Origin of the sequence: Myroides sp. ZB35, assembly GCF_001865835.1 — a bacterium.
GTDB lineage: Bacteria > Bacteroidota > Bacteroidia > Flavobacteriales > Flavobacteriaceae > Flavobacterium > Flavobacterium odoratimimum.
Map to the genome: position 1 here is coordinate 1,491,159 of NZ_CP017769.1, position 17,337 is coordinate 1,508,495.

Annotated in this window: 17 protein-coding genes; 8 read left to right on the forward strand and 9 right to left on the reverse strand. The window is 36.2% G+C overall.

Going from position 1 to position 17,337, the window contains the following annotated elements; all coding sequences use genetic code 11:
- The first annotated feature begins 12 nt into the window (after positions 1 to 12).
- The 5 genes from BK054_RS06760 (at position 13) to BK054_RS06780 (ending at position 6,283) form a co-directional block, all read left to right on the forward strand.
- The gene (locus BK054_RS06760) at positions 13 to 2,379 is read left to right on the forward strand and encodes a TonB-dependent receptor (RefSeq protein ID WP_071307131.1); all 2,367 of its coding nucleotides are present in this window, start codon (positions 13 to 15) and stop codon (positions 2,377 to 2,379) included.
- 1 nt (position 2,380) lies between these two features.
- Positions 2,381 to 2,743 (forward strand): hypothetical protein, encoded by a 363-nt coding sequence (locus BK054_RS06765; RefSeq protein WP_071307132.1) that lies wholly within the window; start codon positions 2,381 to 2,383, stop codon positions 2,741 to 2,743.
- Between the two features lie 65 nt (positions 2,744 to 2,808).
- On the forward strand, positions 2,809 to 3,345 hold the full coding sequence (locus BK054_RS06770) for a DUF4625 domain-containing protein (RefSeq protein WP_071307133.1): 537 nt from the start codon (positions 2,809 to 2,811) through the stop codon (positions 3,343 to 3,345).
- Between the two features lie 133 nt (positions 3,346 to 3,478).
- Complete coding sequence (locus tag BK054_RS06775) at positions 3,479 to 5,584, forward strand: prolyl oligopeptidase family serine peptidase (RefSeq protein WP_071307637.1); 2,106 nt, start codon at positions 3,479 to 3,481, stop codon at positions 5,582 to 5,584.
- Positions 5,585 to 5,923: 339 nt separating this feature from the next.
- A complete protein-coding gene (locus BK054_RS06780; RefSeq protein ID WP_225581463.1) occupies positions 5,924 to 6,283 on the forward strand; it encodes a hypothetical protein in 360 nt (119 codons plus the stop codon).
- Positions 6,284 to 6,538: 255 nt separating this feature from the next.
- On the opposite strand, the gene BK054_RS06785 is transcribed toward BK054_RS06780, so the two are convergent.
- From BK054_RS06785 to BK054_RS06820, 8 genes are all read right to left on the reverse strand, one after another.
- Positions 6,539 to 7,294 (reverse strand): SDR family oxidoreductase, encoded by a 756-nt coding sequence (locus BK054_RS06785; protein WP_071307134.1) that lies wholly within the window; start codon positions 7,292 to 7,294, stop codon positions 6,539 to 6,541.
- 70 nt (positions 7,295 to 7,364) lie between these two features.
- Entirely contained in the window at positions 7,365 to 7,955 is a 591-nt protein-coding gene (locus BK054_RS06790; RefSeq protein WP_006257623.1) for a DUF1684 domain-containing protein, read from the reverse strand.
- 98 nt (positions 7,956 to 8,053) lie between these two features.
- Complete coding sequence (locus BK054_RS06795) at positions 8,054 to 8,527, reverse strand: Dps family protein (protein WP_006257622.1); 474 nt, start codon at positions 8,525 to 8,527, stop codon at positions 8,054 to 8,056.
- A 177-nt stretch (positions 8,528 to 8,704) separates the two neighbouring features.
- Positions 8,705 to 9,181 (reverse strand): hypothetical protein, encoded by a 477-nt coding sequence (locus BK054_RS06800; protein ID WP_006266170.1) that lies wholly within the window; start codon positions 9,179 to 9,181, stop codon positions 8,705 to 8,707.
- A 75-nt stretch (positions 9,182 to 9,256) separates the two neighbouring features.
- Complete coding sequence (mtgA, locus tag BK054_RS06805; protein ID WP_006262636.1) at positions 9,257 to 9,976, reverse strand: monofunctional biosynthetic peptidoglycan transglycosylase; 720 nt, start codon at positions 9,974 to 9,976, stop codon at positions 9,257 to 9,259.
- 155 nt (positions 9,977 to 10,131) lie between these two features.
- On the reverse strand, positions 10,132 to 10,848 hold the full coding sequence (locus tag BK054_RS06810; protein ID WP_006257619.1) for a 3-ketoacyl-ACP reductase: 717 nt from the start codon (positions 10,846 to 10,848) through the stop codon (positions 10,132 to 10,134).
- A gap of 66 nt (positions 10,849 to 10,914) precedes the next feature.
- Complete coding sequence (locus BK054_RS06815) at positions 10,915 to 11,685, reverse strand: DUF3050 domain-containing protein (protein WP_006266172.1); 771 nt, start codon at positions 11,683 to 11,685, stop codon at positions 10,915 to 10,917.
- 84 nt (positions 11,686 to 11,769) lie between these two features.
- Entirely contained in the window at positions 11,770 to 12,948 is a 1,179-nt protein-coding gene (locus tag BK054_RS06820) for an acyl-CoA dehydrogenase family protein (RefSeq protein ID WP_006262638.1), read from the reverse strand.
- A gap of 444 nt (positions 12,949 to 13,392) precedes the next feature.
- On the opposite strand from BK054_RS06820, the gene BK054_RS06825 reads away from it, so the two are divergent.
- From BK054_RS06825 to BK054_RS06835, 3 genes are all read left to right on the forward strand, one after another.
- Positions 13,393 to 14,490, forward strand: coding sequence for a TlpA family protein disulfide reductase (locus BK054_RS06825; RefSeq protein ID WP_071307135.1), 1,098 nt, complete (start codon positions 13,393 to 13,395; stop codon positions 14,488 to 14,490).
- A gap of 178 nt (positions 14,491 to 14,668) precedes the next feature.
- The gene (locus BK054_RS06830) at positions 14,669 to 15,295 is read left to right on the forward strand and encodes a chloramphenicol acetyltransferase (protein WP_071307136.1); all 627 of its coding nucleotides are present in this window, start codon (positions 14,669 to 14,671) and stop codon (positions 15,293 to 15,295) included.
- A gap of 1 nt (position 15,296) precedes the next feature.
- Entirely contained in the window at positions 15,297 to 15,794 is a 498-nt protein-coding gene (locus BK054_RS06835) for an NUDIX hydrolase (RefSeq protein WP_071307137.1), read from the forward strand.
- 180 nt (positions 15,795 to 15,974) lie between these two features.
- On the opposite strand, the gene BK054_RS06840 is transcribed toward BK054_RS06835, so the two are convergent.
- Positions 15,975 to 16,814, reverse strand: coding sequence for a DUF4349 domain-containing protein (locus BK054_RS06840; RefSeq protein WP_006266177.1), 840 nt, complete (start codon positions 16,812 to 16,814; stop codon positions 15,975 to 15,977).
- Between the last annotated feature and the right edge of the window lie 523 nt (positions 16,815 to 17,337).

The following is a 17,337-nucleotide window of genomic DNA, read 5'->3' on the forward strand; positions in this document are numbered from 1 at the left end:
ATTAGCGATTAAATGAGAATATCTATTCTTATGCTTTCACTAGTGGCTTCTATTGGTACTTACGCACAACAATATGTTGTAAAGGGTAAGGTATCAGACATATATGGAGAAGCATTAGTAGGGAGTAATATAACTTTTTCGGGATTACAGTCTGGAACTGACCTGAAAGGACAATTTATATCTACACCTGTATCTGCAGGTCAACACCGTTTATTAGTTGAATATCTTGGTTATAAGACTGTTGATACCTTGCTTACAGTGAAGTCTGATATGTATTTAGATTTGCACCTTAAGGAGGACAATACACTGCTAGACCAAGTAGTTGTATCGACACATGGGCTAAAGACGATTGCGAATACTGAGGTAGTTAGTAATAAGCAACTAGTAGAGAGTTTTTCAGGCTCATTTGCTAAAACCTTGACATCAGTACCAGGGGTTAATGCTATGGAGATAGGGGCAGGAGCTTCTAAACCTATTATTCGTGGACTTGGATTTAACCGTGTAGCTGTCGCTGAGAATGGAGCCAAACAAGAAGGTCAACAGTGGGGAGCAGACCATGGATTAGAGATAGATGCCTTCAGTACTGAAGAAGTAGAAGTGATAAAGGGTGTAGGTACTATTGAGTATGGGAGTGATGCAATCGGAGGTGTGATCAAGATTAATAATGAGAAGGTACCAGAGGTACACTCGTTTAGTGGCAGTGCCACTATGTTTGGCAAGACAGTTAACGATTCGTATGGTGCTTCTGTACAGGTAAAGGGAAGAGATGAGAAGTTCTTCTATAAGTTTAAAGCAACAGGTCAAGATGCAGGGGACTATCGTGTACCTGTGTCTGAGATAAACTATTTAAACACTGTGATTCCTATCTATGGCAATAGAATGAAGAATACTGCTTCTAAGAACTTTGCGCTATATGGACAAATAGGATATGTGGATAATAACTTTAAAAATATCCTGAGCATTAGTAATGTTTATGACAAGAGTGGATTCTTTCCAGGATCTCACGGATTGCCTAATGTGGCATCTGTAGCAGATGACGGGAATCACCGCAATATAGAATACCCACGTCAGAACGTCAATCACTTTAAGGTAGTGAATACGACTACATGGGATAGTTCATTACAAGACAAGTGGACTTTTATGGTCGCTTATCAAAATAATAGAAGACAAGAGCACAGTTTGTTTCACTCTCACTTCGATGATCAAACACCACCAAGTTCTAACCCTAATCTAGAGTTACAGTTTGTATTAAATACAGTAGATGCTTCTGTGAAGTATGAACATCTATTTGATAACAACCATAAGTTGACATTAGGAGTACAACAGAATTTTCAGAACAATACCATTGACGGATACGGATTCTTATTACCCAAGTTTAATAGACAGAGTACAGGTGTATTCGGGATGTATGAGTATTTCGTGAATGATAAATTGACTTTAGAAGGAGGAGCACGCTTTGACTATGCAAGTGTACATGTTAAGCCGTTTTATGATCAATTCTTATTTGACTATTTAAAAGAACAGGGATATGCAGATCAGCTAGCTAATAAATATGCACAGAGAAGTACGACTACAGATAGAGACTTCACTAGTGTGAATGGAATGGTAGGAGCAAAGTATACGCTAAACGACAACTTTAATTTTGGAGCTACCGTGGGTACGAACTTTAGATTCCCCACTGCTATTGAGTTAGCATCTAATGGTGTTCACCACGGAGCTTTTAGACATGAGAAAGGGAATCCTGATCTTGATCCAGAGAAGGGGATTGCATTAGACTTTAGAGCAGAGTTTAAGACTCCTACGTTTAATACGACGTTTAGCCCTTATTTATATTATTTTTCTAATTATATCTACCTAAAGCCATCAGGTAAGTTCTCTATACTACCAGATAGTGGGCAGATTTATGAATATACCCAGTCAGAAGCTATCATTAGCGGTTTTGAATGGAAAGTAGAGAAACGTTTTTTTGATCGTCTAAATATATCAGCAGTACTTGAGTATATCTATAATCAGCAAGTGTCTAATGGGCAGAACGGAGCTTATCCATTGCCATTCACTCCTCCGATGAATGTATTCGGAGAGGTTAGATATAGCTTTAGAGATACGGATCTGTTTAAAGAGTCAGAAGTGTACTTTAACGGGAAGTGGTATGCTGAGCAAGAACGTATTGCACAGGGAGAAGAAGTGACACCTAGTAGTCAGAGCTTCGGTGCTGGAGTGTCTTCTACAGTACAGTTTGGTAAGTTTAAGGCGCGTACTACACTGTCTATTTCAAATATGTTCGATACGAAGATATTAAATCATACGAGCTTCTACAGACCATTAGGTATACCTGAGTTAGGACGTTCAATACAATTGATGATACAAGTACCATTCTGATATGACAGATAAGAACATACGTGCTATAGTATGTTCGCTATGGTGTACTTTATTCTTAGTACCTATACTGAACAATACTCTTCACTATGTCATCATTGATCATCACTTTGGGCAGAAGTCAGCTAAATTAGAATATGTAGATAGTAATACGATTCACTACTGTGAGCAGTATATATGTAAGCTCTCACATGCTATAGAACACATAGTCTCCACACTAGTGTTATGGGTCGAGAGAGTACACGATGAATTAGTAATCGAGGTAGTAGTCAGCTATAAAGAGTGTCTGTTTCCTTTTTATTGGTTAAGAGGACCACCTGCAGAAGAGTTAACTCATTTTGCACTAGGTAAGAACAAAGACATTTAACTCATTCTCCAGATTGTGCTAGGTTAAGTATAAAGTCACAATCTGGATTTTTAAACATTAAAAAAATGAAACAATTAAAATATATAGCAAGCGTAACTTTATTAAGTAGTATATTATTTACATCATGTCTGAAGAGTGATTCAGATGTAGATACTCAAAAACCTGTGATCGTGTTAAACGCACCAGAAGAAGGAGCTAATTTAGAAGCAGGAGAGACTATCCACTTTGATATGGATGTATCAGATAATATCGCCTTAGGGTCTTATGATATTGACATTCACTCAGCTGAGGGGCATACGCATACACACAGTGTATCTGTACGACATGCTGACCACGATCATGACCATGATCACGATGATGAAGAGAACGCACACCGCAAATCGTTTAAATATAAAAATAGCTGGGATGATATCTATGGACAGCGAAATGCACATATACATCACCACGAGATTCTAATAGACAAAGAGGCAAAGAGAGGTGAATACCACTTTGTAGTAAAAGTATTAGATAAGGCGGGTAACCAAGCTATGGAATTTAGAACTGTGAATATTGTAAACCCAGGAGAGGGAGATCATGATCACGACCACGATCACGCACATTAATAATAGGAAATAATGTTAATATATAGAGAGTAAGGAGGATTCCTCCTTGCTCTTTATATATTTATGGATATATTTACTAACTTATTATTTAAGAAAACAATAACTAACTTAAACATTTATGAGAAAAACACTTATGACTTTACTAGTTGCTACAATCATAGTTTCTTGTAAGCAAGGAGCTACGGAAGAAGCAAATGTAGAACTAAAGTACCCAGACACGAAAAAAGGTGAGGTAGTAGATACTTACTTCGGTGTAGAAGTAGCTGACCCATATAGATGGTTAGAAGATGATAGATCAGAAGAAACTGCTGCTTGGGTAAAAGCAGAGAACCAAGTTACTTTTGATTATTTAGCTCAGATTCCTTTTAGAGATGACCTAAAGAAACAAATGGAAGAGGCATGGAACTACGAGAAGATCGGTGCTCCATTTAAAGAAGGTAAATACACTTATTTCTTTAAAAATGACGGGTTACAGAATCAGTCTATTTTATACCGCAAAGATGAAGCTGGTAAAGAAGAAGTATTCTTAGATCCTAATACATTCTCTAAAGATGGTACTACATCATTAGGAAGTATTGATTTTTCTGAGGATGGTTCTAAAGTGGCTTACGCTATCTCTGAAGGTGGAAGTGACTGGAGAAAGATTATCGTTCTAGATGCAGAAACAAAACAAGTGATAGGTGATACATTAGTAGATGTGAAGTTTAGTGGCGTTTCTTGGTTTGGTAATGAAGGGTTCTATTACTCTAGTTATGATAAACCAACAGGTAGTGAATTATCTGCGAAGACAGATCAACATAAATTATATTACCACAAATTAGGTACGGCTCAGAAAGAGGATGCTCTAATCTTCGGAAAAGATCAGAAGAGACGTTACGTAGGTGGTGGAGTGACTAGTGATAATAAATATTTAATTATTACAGCTGCTAATTCTACTTATGGAAATGAGCTTTATGTGAAAGATCTTACTGTAGCGAATAGCCCTATTGTTACTGTAGTAAATAACTTCGACAGTAGTAATGGAGTATTAGATAGTAAAGATGGTAAATTATATATCGTAACAGATTATAAAGCACCTAACACAAGAGTAGTAACTGTAGATGCTAAGAACCCAGGACAAGCGAATTGGGTTGACTTTATCGCAGAAACGAAGAATGTATTGACACCTTCAACAGGAGCTGGATATATCTTCGCTAACTACCTAAAAGATGCTGTAGCGTATGTAGAGCAGTATGACTATACAGGTAAGAAAGTGAGAGTAGTAGAATTACCAGGAGTTGGAACTGTTGGTGGTTTTGGTGGTAAAAAATCAGATACTACATTGTACTATTCTTTCACGAACTATATCACTGCAGGAAGTATCTATGCTTTCAATCCAGTAGATGGTACGTCTAAAGTATATGAGCAACCTAAAGTGAAGTTTGACTCTTCTCAATATGAGTCTAAACAAGTATTCTATACTTCTAAAGACGGAACTAAAGTACCGATGATCATTACACATAAAAAAGGTCTTAAGTTAGATGGTAAGAATCCTACTATGCTATATGCTTACGGAGGGTTTAATATTAGCTTGACTCCTTCATTTAGCATTGCTAATGCTATTTGGTTAGAGAATGGTGGTGTATATGCTGTACCAAACCTTAGAGGTGGTGGAGAGTATGGTAAAGAATGGCACGTAGCAGGTACTCAATTACAAAAACAAAATGTATTTGATGACTTTATCGCTGCAGGTCAGTACTTAATTGACAATAAATATACTTCATCTGATTTCTTAGCTATTAAAGGTGGATCTAATGGAGGGTTATTAGTAGGAGCTACTATGACTCAACGTCCTGATCTTATGAAAGTAGCTTTACCAGCAGTAGGAGTATTAGATATGTTGCGTTACCACACATTCACAGCAGGTGCAGGATGGGCGTATGACTATGGTACTTCAGAAGATAGTAAAGAGATGTTCGAGTACTTAAAAGGATATTCTCCTCTACACAATGTGAAAGCTATAGCATACCCTGCTACAATGGTAACTACTGGAGACCATGATGATAGAGTAGTACCAGCGCACAGCTTTAAGTTTGCAGCTGAGTTACAAGCTAAAAATACAGGTAATAACCCTATGTTAATTCGTATTGAAACGAATGCAGGACATGGTGCTGGTAAATCTATTGCTCAACAAATACAAGAGCACGTAGACTTACAAGCATTTACATTATACAATATGGGTATCAAGAAACTGAAATAGGAAACAACAGTTTTTAAATCCAATAAAGGCGAGTCAATATTTTGACTCGCCTTTTGTTTTTTTAAGAGACCTATTTTTATTCGTTTAGTTATAGTTCAGTCCAGTATGTTATTGATTCAGTTTCTCTATTAGATTAATAATGATTCTAGAAAATATAGATGTCACTAGTATCACAATATCAGATGCATACCTATAATTTATATTGCTCTCACTTTACCAATTTTGCTTTCTTAAGATTAAAAGTGAAATAGAAATTCTCAATTTGTAACAAACAAGACATATCTTGACATATATTTTAGACTTTTAAAATGTATGTTTGTGGAAATTATAAACAAAAACATGAAAAAATTATTAGCTATATTTATAGTATTAATGTGTGTTATGAGTTTTAATTCTTGTTCAAAAGACGAAGAGTTGAACCCTATTAGTACTTACAGATTAAAAGTAACAACAAATCCTAAAGAGACATATTTAATATTAACTTATGAAGGTGTGGGAGGTAATAATAGATATGAAATAGAAGGTAATAGTGAAATAGAAATTAAACAAAGAAAACACCACTCTACACAAATAAAGGTTTTAGTTTCCAATAATCCTGATAACAAAGTTAAATCACCATATATAAAATTAGAGTTATTTAAAGGAAAGAAATTAATAGCTTCGAAAGAAGGTTCTTATTTTGTTCAATTATCTCATTAATTTTTTTCTTGTTTTTTACAAAGTCTATATAAGTACTTTCACTTTAAAGAAATAAAAGTGCAAAAAAGTCTTTGGACTGACTTTAAAAAGTTGGACAAATTGATGCAACTTTTTCAATACAAGTGAATGAGACTTACAAGCATTTACATTATACAATATGGGTATCAAGAAACAGAAATAGGAAACAACAGTTTTTAAATAAAATAGAGGCGAGTCAATATTTTGACTCGCCTTTTTAATTTATCGCCTTTTTCTTTATGATGTTTTTATCTTTGGAAAGCCTCCATCTACACTTAGTTCTGTACCTACAATAAACGATGCTACATCAGAAGCTAAGAACATGACTGCTTCTGCTACTTCAGATGCTAGACCGAAGCGCTGTATAGGCACTTGTGGTGCGAAGGAAGTCGTGAAAGATTCGACCTGTTCTTTGGATAAGTTTGATCGGTCGAAGTAATTCGTTTGGATAGGACCAGGAGATACAGCATTAACGCGTATTCCTCTACTGATTAATTCTGATGCAAAGGTCTTAGTGAACGATTGTACAGCTGCCTTAGCAGCAGAATAGACACTAGAGTTTTGCATCCCTACTTCTGTGACAATAGAAGTGTTTAGCACAATAGCGCTATCACTAGACATAAGAGGTAAGACCTGCTGTACAGTGAATAGAGTCCCCTTAACGATAGTATTGAACATCTCTTCATAGTGCGTCTCGTCTATTAGCTCTAGTGGAGCATATTTGCCAAAGCCAGCATTGACAAATACGATATCTAAACGAGTAGTATATTGACGTAACTGTTCACTTAGATGCATTAGATCTACTATATTACCAGCGTCAGAGACGATACCTATAGTCTGATGACCTAGTTCTGCTACTGTACTGTCTACAGTATGTTTATTTCTACCTGTGATGATGACCTGCGCACCGTGTTGGATAAATAAGAGTGCCGTTGCTTTACCGATACCACTAGTTCCACCAGTGATAAGCGCTATTTTACCTTTTAGTTTCATTTTATTGTATTTAGAAACCCAAAAGTATATTGACTCTTACTCACTCACAATCCGTTTCTTGCTACTCTGCTTATTCGTATTTATAATTTTTTACACCAGCATTTATTTCTACTTCTATGAAGTTTTGTTCAGGTGGTATAGGGCATGAGTACTTAGGGTTATACACACAGAATGGATTATAAGCCTGATTAAAGTTTAGAGTGATAAGGTCTCCTTCTGGTATTTCTAAATCTATATATCTACCTCCACCATAAGTAGTCACTCCAGAAGTAAGATCTGTAAATGGTAAGAATAGATGATTAGCATAGTCTTCTTTTTTTAGAATATCTAGATCCTGAAAGACATCTACTTTATGTTCTTTTTTGTCTAATGTAAAGTGTAGTTCTCCGTATTTGACATAATTCAGCTTATTCGAAGTCGTTGTAGGCATCGTAAAAGGCTTTTCGTCTGGTGTGCGAACTAGTTTAGCTTCTACAACATAATCTTCTGTTATAGGGAAGAAATCAAGTCCTTTAAACTTCTTTAGCGCATCTTTAGGTAATGGAGATGTTTTAGAGTCGCTAAACTCTTTGTTGAGTTCTTTTTGGAATACCTCTGCTCTTTCTATATCTGTTTTAGGCTGAGAACACGATACTAGTAGGGATAATACTGCTCCCAACATAAATAGCTTTTTCATATTGGTTATTGTTGTTTGAGGTAAAAGTAACAAAAAAGGTTTGCCCAAAAAAGGCAAACCTTGATATAATGTTGTTTCACTGATTATCCTAAGTGAGAACGTAGCATCCAAGCTGTTTTCTCATGCGCTTCCATTAAGCCGATTAAGAAGTCAGCAGTACTCTTATCATTAGACTCTTCGATAGCATCTATATTCTGTCTGATGAATGATACGATTACCTCATAGTCTATTAATAATTCTGCAATCCAAGACTTACTATCTGTATCTGTAGTTTTTCTCTCTTCTGTTAAGTGAGTTAGTTTTAAGTAATCTTTTAAAGAAGAAGGAGCATAGTGTCCTAGTGTTTTAATACGTTCTGCTACAGCATCTACATTCACTGCTAGTTCTGTATATAGTTCTTCGAAGTATACGTGTTTAGAATGGAAGTCTACCCCTGTTACGTTATAATGAGCATTTCTCGCTTTAGTGTAAAGGATAAACTCATCTGCTAATAATTTAGATAGTACTTCTGCATTGAATTGACGTGCGTTGTCTGTAAGACCGATATTTGTTTTCATAGTATTTCTGATTTTTTATTACTATGTAAATGTACAAAATTAAATAGGTAATACCATTGATACGTAATTGTTTATATTTATGAAGATATTAAAAATATCTATAAAATTTATAGTATCCTTATAAGACTAAACAAAAAAAGGAGCTCGTCATGAGCTCCTTTCCGTATTCTATAAATACTATTTTTTTAGTTTGTCAGCTGCGTCTTTCATCGCACCTTTTACTTCATCAGCTTTCTTTTCAGTAGCTTCTTTTACTTCTTCTACTTTTTTCTCAGTAGCTTCTTTTACTTCTTCTGCTTTCTCTTCAGTAGCATCTTTAGCGTTTTCTACTGCATCACCAGCTTTTTTGCTTACTTCTTCGAATTTAGCTTTAGCGTCATCCCAAGTTTTTTGTGCAGCTTCCAAAGCTTTGTTAGCTTCTTCTTGTGCTTTTTTGTCTCCTTTTTTAACAGCTTCTTCTACTGCTTTCTTAGCATCAGCTAATTTTGTTTCAGCTTCAGTTTTAGCTTTTTCAAATTCTGATACAGCAGCTGATTCTTCTGTTGTAGCTTCTGTGTTTTCTACAGCTGGAGTTGTTTCTTCAGCTTTTGTGTCCTTACATGAAGTAGCGAATAATAATCCAACTACTGCGAATGATAACAATACTTTTTTCATAGGAATTTATTTTAGTTCCTAACAAAGTTATAAAAAAACTATGTTAATACTGTAATTTAAATAGTTAAAATAGGATTACTTCTTTTTATTCTCTGTTTTATTAGCTCCTTTCTTATTAAAATCGAGAGGACCGAAGTTGTTCACATAACGTGTGATTGTATTCTTTCTTTTCGCGATATATGGTCCAGAGTTATTGGCTTTATATCGTCTCGGACTCGGTAGGATGACCGCAATACCTGCTGCTTGATTAGCAGTTAAGCTCTTAGCATCTTTATTATACCAATGCTTTGCCGCAGCCTGTGCTCCATAGACACCATCACCCATCTCTATACTATTTAGATAGACTTCTAGGATTCTCTCCTTAGGCCATAAGAACTCTATCAGTACAGTGAAGTACGCTTCAAAGCCTTTGCGGATATAACTACGCCCTGGCCATAAGAACACATTCTTAGCAGTCTGTTGTGAGATGGTGCTACCGCCTTTGATCTTTTTGCCTTTTTCATTGTTCTTCATTGCTTTCTCTATGGCTTTAAAATCAAAACCATTATGCGTCAAGAAGTGTCCATCCTCACTAGCGATCACTGCCTTCTGTAGATTGACATTGATGTCGTCTAGAGGTACCCATTTATGTTGTAGTGTCATTGGTTTGCCGTCTTTGACCTGTTCATACAGTCTGATAAACATCAGTGGGGTATAAGGTACAGGGACAAAACGAAAGACTAGTACTGAGAAAATACTCAGTCCAAAAAAGAGAAGTGCTAGCTTTAAAAAGAAGCGTGTTATTTTTCGTATCATGACGAAAGAATGAATATAAATCGGCGCAAAAGTAAATAAAAAAACGGTTGCTAAATAAAAAAATAATACAATAAAAAACTCGCTAAAATAGCGAGTTTAGGTTGTAATCATAATAAGTAATAAGAAAGAATAGGAGTCAAACCTCTCCTTCTATTTTATTGAGGATTAGTTGTCCACAGCGATGCTGTTTTAACCATTGCTCTTCTTGGTAATCTCAATGTAGCTACGATAAGCTCTGCGAAGTCCTCTGGCTGTAAGATATGATCAGGGTTACCATCTGTAAGCCCTAATTCTATAGACATATCTGATGCGATAGTACTTGGCGTTAGTGTACATACTCTAATGTTGTTTTTGCGCACTTCCTTCATTAGTGATTCAGACATCCCGATCACTGCAAATTTAGACGCAGAGTATGCAGACGTAGTTGCATTTCCGTTAAGACCAGCTGTAGAAGCTACGTTGAAGATATCTCCTTCATTCTGATCTATTAAGTGAGGTAGTACTTCTCTAGTCACATTATAGACTCCCATCACGTTAGTAAGTAAGATCTCTTCCCAACGCTCAGCAGACATATCTGTAAATTTTCCGAATTCTGATATACCAGCATTGTTCACTAATATATCTACTCCTCCTAATGTTTCTATTAATTTAGCTATTTCAGCTTTTACTTTTGCTTTATCAGTCACATCGAATACCGCATAAGTAGCTTTCACTCCTAATGCTTCTAACTCTGTAACAGTTGCTTGTAATGTTTTCTCGTTTCTACCAGTAATAGCAACGTTTATCCCTTCTTGAGCGAAAGCAATAGCAGTAGCTTTACCTAATCCTCTTCCACCTCCGGTGATAATTGCGTTTTTACCTTTCAATTTCATGTTTTTAATGCTTTTGTGTAAATATATGTAAATTAATGAGAAATTAGTGTTTTGTAAACGTTAAACTTACTTGATTTTTATAAATTTTTCGATAGAATTCCACAAGTTATAACGTTTTATAAGTGCTTGTTTAGAGATTGCGATGACATCTTGCCATTTCTGTTGATCATCTCCACATAGCTCAGAGATCATCTTCATCGCCATCGGACCATGCTCATCTCCATCTAGTTCGATATGACGTTCGAAGTAATACACTAGTTTTGTCAAGTCTGTCTCAGGGAAGTTTTGTTGAAAACCTTTTAAGATCTCAGTAAACATATCTGGTATCAAATCTTCGCGACCAAATGTGAAGGCTGCTGCGATCTCATGTGCTTTACCTCCTTCGATAGTCTTGAATGTGAAGTTTAAAAACTCTTTTACCCCTTCATCTAAGTCTGTCTGTGCTATCGCTTCGAAGATAGGTGTACCAGACTTAAGAGTGCGGATAAGTGCTTCGATAGCAGTAGTATCTGCTTTAGCCGTTATCATCGCATCTAAGTACATCTCGAAGTGGCTCAGACGCTGTCCATCATAGGCTAGGTCTGACTCTTCTGCTAGTACAATCTCGTTGATCAAATAGCGTGTCTGTGGAAACTCTGAGGCAAACCAAGGAGTCGTAGTACAAGTCAATTGTTGTTGTAACGCTTTAAGCAATGACATAAAATCCCATACCGCATATACATGCCCTTCCATAAATGTACATAAGTGAGGGATAGTCTTTATTTTATTATAAAGAGGGTGTTGAAGTAACGCATTTCTTTCTTCAGCTATCTGTGCATTGATTTCTTGAATAGTCATATCTTCTAAAATTTAGTACAAAAGTAAAAAAGCTTCACCGAAAGGCGAAGCTCTTTGTATAAAGTTTATCTATAAAGATATTTATTACTTAAATGCAGGGAATCCTGTCACATCCATACCTGTTATTAACAAGTGGATATCATGTGTCCCTTCATAGGTCACTACAGATTCTAAGTTCATCATGTGGCGCATGATAGAGTATTCTCCAGTGATACCCATACCTCCCAACATCTGACGCGCATCACGTGCGATGTCTAATGCCATAGCCACATTGTTTCGTTTAGCCATAGAGATCTGTGCAGAAGTAGCTCTTCCTTCGTCTCTCAGCACGCCTAATCTCCAGGTTAATAGCTGTGCTTTAGTGATCTCTGTGATCATCTCTGCTAATTTCTTTTGTTGTAACTGAGTCGCACCGATAGGTTTGTCGAACTGTATGCGCTCTTTCGAGTAGCGAAGTGCTGTGTCATAGCAGTCCATAGCTGCTCCAATAGCTCCCCATGCGATACCATATCTAGCAGAATCTAGACAGCCTAGAGGTGCTCCTAACCCTGATTTGTTTGGCAATAAGTTAGCTTTAGGTACTTTGACATTATCGAATATTAACTCCCCTGTAGCCGAAGCTCTCAGTGACCACTTATTATGTGTCTCTGGAGTAGTGAAGCCTTCCATTCCACGCTCTACGATCAGCCCGTGTATACGCCCTTCTTCATTCTTAGCCCATACTACAGCGATGTCTGCGAATGGAGCATTAGAAATCCACATTTTAGCCCCATTTAGTAGGTAGTGGTCTCCCATATCTTTAAAATTAGTCAGCATCCCACCAGGGTTAGAACCGTGATCTGGCTCTGTCAATCCGAAGCATCCGATATACTCTCCTGTCGCTAGCTTAGGTAGGTACTTCATGCGTTGCTCCTCATTACCGTACTTCCAGATAGGGTACATCACGAGTGAAGACTGTACTGATGAGGTAGAACGAATACCAGAATCTCCTCTCTCGATCTCCTGCATGATTAGTCCATACGAAATTTGGTCTAATCCTGCTCCTCCGTATTCTGTAGGGATATAAGGACCGAATCCACCTATCTCGGCTAACCCTGGTATTAATTGTTTTGGAAATTCTGCACGTTGAGCGAAGTCCTCTATAATAGGAGAAACTTCTTTCTTCACCCATGCTCTCGCTGTATCTCTAATTAACTTGTGTTCATCACTTAACAAGTCATCTAATAAGTAATAATCAGGTGCCTGAAACAAATCTGGTCTCATATATCAATATCGTTTTTTGTGGTTGTATAACAAAAATAGACATTATTTCGAATTGACCAATTTTTACCTCTAAAAGAGAATAAAAAAATTCAAATAAGTATCATTTTTATACAAATAATGCTTTATTTCTATCTTAATCTATAGTAGATGGTTCGGGTACAACCTGAATACAGTTCGGTAAGCTACCTCTTATCCCAAGTAAATACTGGGTGTTACCGAATAGCTTCCGAATAAAAATAAATGCAAAAGCATTAATGTATTGAACCACAGTTATCTATGTGTAATAAGAAAGTGCATATCTGTGCAAAAAGAGCTAATGAGGTCATTATCTCCATGAGGGGGCAGAGGTTATTTGAAATCATAAAGAGGGAGAAGGTTATTCTTTGAATAATATTGTTCTGTATAAGTTGAATTACCTATCTTGTAGAGATTAAATAGTAAGCTATGATGAATAAACTAATGATGTTAATCGCATTATTCTTCTCTATAGGAGTAATGGCGCAAGATAAACTACACGTAACAGGTAAGATTACAGGGATAGATAATAAGACTAAACTTAGTATCTCAGGAGGAGAGAAAGAAAAGGAGTTCTATCTAAAGGATGGTGTGATAGATGTAGAGGTTGATCTAAAAGAAGCACCTACTTCTGTATTTATCACAGTGTTTTATGATAAGACTATAAAATATACTTCTTTTTTCTTAGGCAATGAAGATGTGACTATCGATGCTTCTATTGATAATTTTCCTAATGAGGTAGTTGCTAAAAATTCGAAGTATGATGGATTGAGATATGAGAACTATTCATTAAGTAAAGATCTTGATAAGAAGCGCAATGATATTAACGAGATTATAGAAAAGGAAATCGGAGAGGGGGCTAAGCCTCAAGTAGCATACGCTAAGTACAAAGATGAATTAGATGCTATTAGAAAAGAAAATGCTGGGCGTCAGTATGAGTTTCTTAAGAAACATATTAATACTGATTATGGTAGACATTTAATTAGGTTTTATGTAGATCAATTTACAGAAGAACAGTTTAAGACTTTGTATAGCTTAGTGGATCCTATAAATATGGATAGAAGTGAGATTAAGTTTTTAAAGACTTTATGTGATTCTAAACAATTAGAAGTAGGAGATATATATTATGACTTTACCGCATTAGATTTGAAAAGTAAGGTAGTTAAGTTTAGTGACTTCTTTAAAGAAAAGTATGTATTGCTTGATTTCTCACATGTTAACTGTGGATATTGTTATATGGCGGCTCCTAAGACTGCTTTGATAGCTGAAGAGCTAAAGGATAAAGTAATGTATGTGACTTATCACACAGGTGATAATCTGAAAGAAGCACAGGAGTATTATAAGTTAAAAGGAAAGAAAGGAAACATAATTTGGAATAAAGAAGGAGACCTTCACCCTATGATGGCTATGTACCGAAATATGAGTACTCCATCTTATTTATTATTTAGCCCTGATGGGAAGTTTATAAAAGAAGTTAATGGATCTAAGGCAGACCTTAAGTCGATTATATTAGAAGAGATAGAGTAATTTAAGTATACTAAGCACGGAATATACCCGTGCTTTTTGTTTTATAATGCGTCTTTATTTGAAGTTTTAAGATAGACGTATCTAAGAATGATTATCTATTAAATATCAACAGGACAAAAGTCTTTTACCATCAAGAAGATTACATATATTTTCGCTGTGAATAAAACAACACAACAAAATGAGAACTAAGATTGATACCACTAAATGGGAGAGAGGGGAGCAGTATGCTTTTTTTAAACAGTTTACAGAACCTTTCTTTGGTATTACAGTGCAAGTAGATTGTACTACGGTGTATAATAGAGCTAAAGCGAATGAGGATTCTTTCTTCCTTACTTATCTACACGATGCACTTAGAGCAGCGAATGAGGTAGAGGTGTTTAGATATAGAATAGTGGATAACGAGGTATATCTGTATGATGAGGTGCACGCATCACCTACCATCAATAGACCTAATGGAACTTTTGGGTTTGCGTATATGAATTATTACGCTGATAAGCAGATTTTCTTCGCAGAGGCAAAAAGTGAAATAGAGAGTGTACAGCAGTCAACTTCATTATTACCTGCGTCGAATAGTGAGAATGTATTACATATCTCAGCTTTGCCATGGCTAGACTTTACGAGTATGAGTCATGCACGTAACTTTGACTTCCCAGATAGTTGTCCTAAGGTTTCTTTTGGAAAAGTAATGGAGGAGAATGGTCGTAAGCGCATGGCAGTATCTATACATGGACACCATGCACTGATGGATGGATATCACGTTAGTCAATTCGTAGAACGCTTTCAAGAATTATTAAACGAGCAATAGGATGAGTACAACTGCTGTTCCGTTAGGAATAAAAAGAATAGCAACACTGTGTGTGTTGAGAAATGGGAATAACTTTATGCTTCTAAAACGTTTAAAAGAACCCAATAAAGATACGTATACTCCTGTGGGAGGTAAGATAGAACCTTACGAAACTCCTGAAGAGGGGGTGATCCGTGAGACATTTGAAGAGACAGGGATAAGAGTAGATAAGGTGAAGTTCTGCGGAATACTTACAGAGACTTCTCCTGTGAAGTATAATTGGCTAAGCTATGTGTATGTAGCAGATATCGATGTTGTCACTCCTCCTGACTGTAACGAGGGAACTTTAGAGTGGATAGCGTATGAGGACTTGCTGAATGTACCTACTCCGAAAACAGATTGGTTTATCTATAAATACATCTTAGAGAATAAGCCTTTTGTATTCCATGCTCTATACGATGGAGATTTGAATCTGTTAGAGATGAAGGAAGAGATTTCTAATGAGGAATTAGGAATTTAGAATTAGGAATGTTTGGTTTACGGTTAATGGTTCACAGTTTACGGTTTTTGCCTGTGGCATTAGGTATAGGTAGGGTGTTGCTGTAGAGACGCAAGATTTTGCGTGTCACATAAAGCAGGTAGTTATACAATTAAAGAAATATAAAAAGCCCTACTGTCACAGTAGGACTTTTGCTTTATGTTAGTTTATTTTATTCTGTTTTCTGCGTTTTCTGATACGTCTGATGATCAAGATTAATCCAATTGAGATTAAGATAAATGGCCAGATATAGAATAGCCCTATCACAAATGATAAAAGATTACTCCATCCAGAACCAAAGGCAGATGATACTTCATATCCAAAGCCTGTTGTTGATTCTCCTTTTTCATAGAAAGTTACCGTAAGGGTACTTAGTGATATTCTACTCTTTAGATACTTTAGTCGTCCTTCGAATGACTCAATATCTGCACGTAGAGTCCCTAGTTCTCTTTCTATTCTTAGAATATCATCTATTGTATTGGCGCGTTTAAGTAGTTCTTTATAGCGTTCTTCTATTTCTTTTTTCGTCTTGATTCTCGCTTCTATATCGATGAACTCTTCGGTTACATCTAGGGCATTGATATTTTTGCTATCTACTTTAGTGGCAGTCTGGGTAACTCCTTCTAACAAGGTTTCGAAGTTCTTTGCTGGTACGCGAATCACAATGGTATGTTCAGTGCGATTGCCATAGACATTTGATGTGTCTTGTGATAGATATCCGTTGAGTTTTTTGCTACTTGCTACGATATTAGCTCGAGTTTCTTGTGCATTAGAAGTTTCGAAACGTATATTCCCTTCTTTGACTATCATACGCTCAGGTACAGTGATATCTTGAGTAGAATCTGTGGATTGTGGTGCTTCAGTAGTGGTTTCTGCAGCAGCATCTGTTGTGCTGATATCTTCTAAAGCAACAGCAGAGGCTTCTCCGTATTCTGCTGATTTAGAGCAAGAGGCCAATGTTATGAATAACATTAGGGTTAATAGTTTGAGTGTCTTTTTCATAGTTATTGTTTTACATTAACAAATGTAATAGATGGTTTAATATATAACCTATTAGAGGTTGAAAATATTGTTTTAAATCACTGATTATAGGGAGGAGTTTAATTGGGGATGGACAATTAGGGATGTTTTATATTGTCCTATTAGCTACAGTGTCCTACTTTCTGCTACTAAAAGTGATTAAATGATATCATTCATAGTCAGAATAGTCAGTATTAAAAAGAACAATAGATAAGAGAAGTACTTTTGGAGGGTGATTGATAGTGTATCAGTTACCTTTTAAGTTCACTTAGAGGCTGTTCTTTGAAATATTGTTTTGTTGTTTACATTTGAATGTATTGTGGTTACTGTGTGCGATACGCAAGATACGCAAGATTTTGCGTCTCTACTTTATGTACGTTGTGGAGCTGTATGCGTAATTTTTATTGTGTTGCATTGGTGGTAGATGTTTGTTGTGTTTACTGTGTTTGACACGCAAGATATGCGTCTCTACTTTATGTACGTTGTGGAGTTGTATGCGTAAGTT

What these genes read in the sequence shown, in the direction of transcription:
- BK054_RS06825 (WP_071307135.1), top strand. Translation starts at nt 13,393, where the DNA reads ATGATGAATAAACTAATGATGTTAATCGCATTATTCTTCTCTATAGGA.
- BK054_RS06815 (WP_006266172.1), bottom strand. Translation starts at nt 11,685, where the DNA reads ATGACTATTCAAGAAATCAATGCACAGATAGCTGAAGAAAGAAATGCG.
- BK054_RS06795 (WP_006257622.1), bottom strand. Translation starts at nt 8,527, where the DNA reads ATGAAAACAAATATCGGTCTTACAGACAACGCACGTCAATTCAATGCA.
- BK054_RS06785 (WP_071307134.1), bottom strand. Translation starts at nt 7,294, where the DNA reads ATGAAACTAAAAGGTAAAATAGCGCTTATCACTGGTGGAACTAGTGGT.
- BK054_RS06765 (WP_071307132.1), top strand. Translation starts at nt 2,381, where the DNA reads ATGACAGATAAGAACATACGTGCTATAGTATGTTCGCTATGGTGTACT.
- BK054_RS06840 (WP_006266177.1), bottom strand. Translation starts at nt 16,814, where the DNA reads ATGAAAAAGACACTCAAACTATTAACCCTAATGTTATTCATAACATTG.
- BK054_RS06790 (WP_006257623.1), bottom strand. Translation starts at nt 7,955, where the DNA reads ATGTTGGGAGCAGTATTATCCCTACTAGTATCGTGTTCTCAGCCTAAA.
- BK054_RS06835 (WP_071307137.1), top strand. Translation starts at nt 15,297, where the DNA reads ATGAGTACAACTGCTGTTCCGTTAGGAATAAAAAGAATAGCAACACTG.
- BK054_RS06830 (WP_071307136.1), top strand. Translation starts at nt 14,669, where the DNA reads ATGAGAACTAAGATTGATACCACTAAATGGGAGAGAGGGGAGCAGTAT.
- mtgA (WP_006262636.1), bottom strand. Translation starts at nt 9,976, where the DNA reads ATGATACGAAAAATAACACGCTTCTTTTTAAAGCTAGCACTTCTCTTT.
- BK054_RS06810 (WP_006257619.1), bottom strand. Translation starts at nt 10,848, where the DNA reads ATGAAATTGAAAGGTAAAAACGCAATTATCACCGGAGGTGGAAGAGGA.
- BK054_RS06770 (WP_071307133.1), top strand. Translation starts at nt 2,809, where the DNA reads ATGAAACAATTAAAATATATAGCAAGCGTAACTTTATTAAGTAGTATA.
- BK054_RS06820 (WP_006262638.1), bottom strand. Translation starts at nt 12,948, where the DNA reads ATGAGACCAGATTTGTTTCAGGCACCTGATTATTACTTATTAGATGAC.
- BK054_RS06775 (WP_071307637.1), top strand. Translation starts at nt 3,479, where the DNA reads ATGACTTTACTAGTTGCTACAATCATAGTTTCTTGTAAGCAAGGAGCT.
- BK054_RS06800 (WP_006266170.1), bottom strand. Translation starts at nt 9,181, where the DNA reads ATGAAAAAAGTATTGTTATCATTCGCAGTAGTTGGATTATTATTCGCT.
- BK054_RS06760 (WP_071307131.1), top strand. Translation starts at nt 13, where the DNA reads ATGAGAATATCTATTCTTATGCTTTCACTAGTGGCTTCTATTGGTACT.
- BK054_RS06780 (WP_225581463.1), top strand. Translation starts at nt 5,924, where the DNA reads ATGAAAAAATTATTAGCTATATTTATAGTATTAATGTGTGTTATGAGT.